General features: G+C 38.3%; 2 protein-coding genes. One reads left to right on the plus strand and one right to left on the minus strand.

Annotation, left to right across the window (positions count from 1 at the left end; all coding sequences use genetic code 11):
- On the plus strand, positions 1-481 hold a 481-nt coding region (locus tag CD138_RS11710), incomplete at its 5' end, for an LPXTG cell wall anchor domain-containing protein (protein ID WP_142380756.1).
- A gap of 95 nt (positions 482-576) precedes the next feature.
- Here CD138_RS11710 and CD138_RS11715 read toward each other — a convergent pair.
- Positions 577-2,091: a bifunctional metallophosphatase/5'-nucleotidase gene (locus CD138_RS11715; RefSeq protein ID WP_019167253.1), complete on the minus strand. Its 1,515-nt coding sequence runs from the start codon at positions 2,089-2,091 to the stop codon at positions 577-579.
- Between the last annotated feature and the right edge of the window lie 174 nt (positions 2,092-2,265).

Consider the following 2,265-nt stretch of genomic DNA (forward strand, 5'->3'; position numbering starts at 1 on the left):
GACACCTGACGGTTATACACCGACGCAAACAGGTCAAGGCACAACGGATAACGACTCTAATGGTACTTCAACGAACGTAACTGTTGGGGACAATGACGACTTATCATTTGATAGTGGTTTCTTCAAAACTGAGCCACCAACGGACCCGAATCAGCCGACTGATCCAAATCAACCAAATAACCCTGACCCAAATCAGCCTACTGATCCAAATCAACCGAACAACCCTGACCCAAATCAGCCTACTGATCCAAGTCAACCAGGTGCACCAAGCACTCAGAATCCTGAAAAGCCGGGCTTCACTGATGCAACACAATCTAAAAATCAAGGCGAAAAAGTAAACCCATCTCAACAACAAAAAGCTTTACCTGAAACAGGTGAAACAGAATCACAACAAGGTACATTATTCGGTGGTATTTTAGCTGCTTTAGGCGCATTACTCTTTGCACGTAAAAAGCGTCGCGATAAAAAACAATCACACTAAATGCTAAACGTCATTTAAGTGAGATGCACAAAAAGACCCATGTCACGTTTCTTTATGAAACGCCCGACATGGGTCTTTTTAATTCTCATATTCGATTACAACGATGCTTGGTTGATTATGTGCATATTCGGTGGAACAGGTTGCATCTTTGTTGTGTCTTGTATTTCACGTATGAGTAATTCTGGCATTGTTGTCGGAAATGTTTGATGCACGATTGCTTCACGCAACAGATGACGATAATGACGATAAATATAATCCGTCGTCACTACACGATAACAATAATCTTCTCGCAATCCAAAATCCGTCACACGCGCATTTAACGGTTTCGACATATCTACTGTATATTCAAAACCTGACCAAAATAAAAAGTGTGTAGGATCTGTATCTTTCAATGTCCACTGCCCTTCTTCTAATTCAAGGTGACTGACACTTTCTTCAATTAATCGCTTAATATCGCTGCCTTTTAATGTGAGGTCAATCGGTTTGTCAGGGTGAGGATACGTATGATAAATATCTTCATTTTTTAAACGCCCTTTTAACCCTTTCGTATTCGGCAATGGCAAATGCACACATGTTAATGGAATTTCAGTTTCACGATTCAAACTCTGATGTAACAACTGAATGTATGGATGCGGTTGGATGAGGAGTTCGTGAAAAGTATCAAATTGCATATCCACTTCATGCGCAATAATATATTCGTTTTTCCAATTTCGTATCGCTTTTCGATCATAATACGTTAAATTCAATAAACGTTCATCTTCGTCATAATCCGTCAATGTGACAATTTCTGGCTCCATCTCTAACAATTCAAAAGAGTTGCGACGCTTCTTAAATTTCGCATTAATATGAATCACATTTTCAGCATTTTGACCTGCTTGAACATAGAGTGTCGTCCCATCATTTTCGATAATCGTTTCATGTTGATGCCCAGTAATCATAAGATCAATCATTCCAGCTTGTCTCATAATTTCTTCTGCACGATTTTCAAACTGTGATTTCGCATCGTGACTCAACTTCGACAATCCACCATGGTATAAAACAATGAGAAAGTCGGGTTCTATCGTTTCATAAATGTAGCGAATCCAACGTCGTGCCGCAAAGGTTGCACTTTCGACAATCACTTCTGGCTCCATTTCTACATTTTCATTTTTCATCAGTCCTTCAGAAGAAACCCCCATCACGACTAATTTCAATCCTTCAATATTTTTCACGGTATAAGGTGTTGAAAAATACGGCTCGTGCGTCACAGCATATTCTACATTTGCGGATAGCCATGGAAAACGAGACAATGCGACAGAACGATTAAAAAAGTCTAAACCGTATTTAAATTCATTTTCACTCATCCCACTTGCATCATAGTTCATCGCATTCATTAACTTGATCATTGGATGACGTTTATACGGTGCAATAATGGCATAATAAAATGCTGTGACACTTCCCGCTAAATTACCTCCGTTATCCACTAATACGACATGCTGATGTTTCTGTCTTACTTCATTAATATATGTACCAGCGCGATAAATATTGGACCGTTCAGTTTGATTGAGTATATGGCTATGCATATCAGAAGTCGCTATAATTTGTATATTGATTTCATCATGCTCACTCATTGCTTTCACCCCAATTCTCAATATTCAACTCGTATTCTACCATAACTCGACACACCCCCACTATCATTATTCCTTGTATAAGTAAATATATGTAAATGCGATATTTCAGAAAGATTGAGCATAATCAACAATTTTTATTTTTAAATATTATTCAATAGCAAGCTTTAGTTAAAC

It is taken from the genome of Staphylococcus intermedius NCTC 11048 (assembly GCF_002902385.1).
In the GTDB taxonomy this organism is placed as follows: Bacteria; Bacillota; Bacilli; order Staphylococcales; family Staphylococcaceae; genus Staphylococcus; species Staphylococcus intermedius.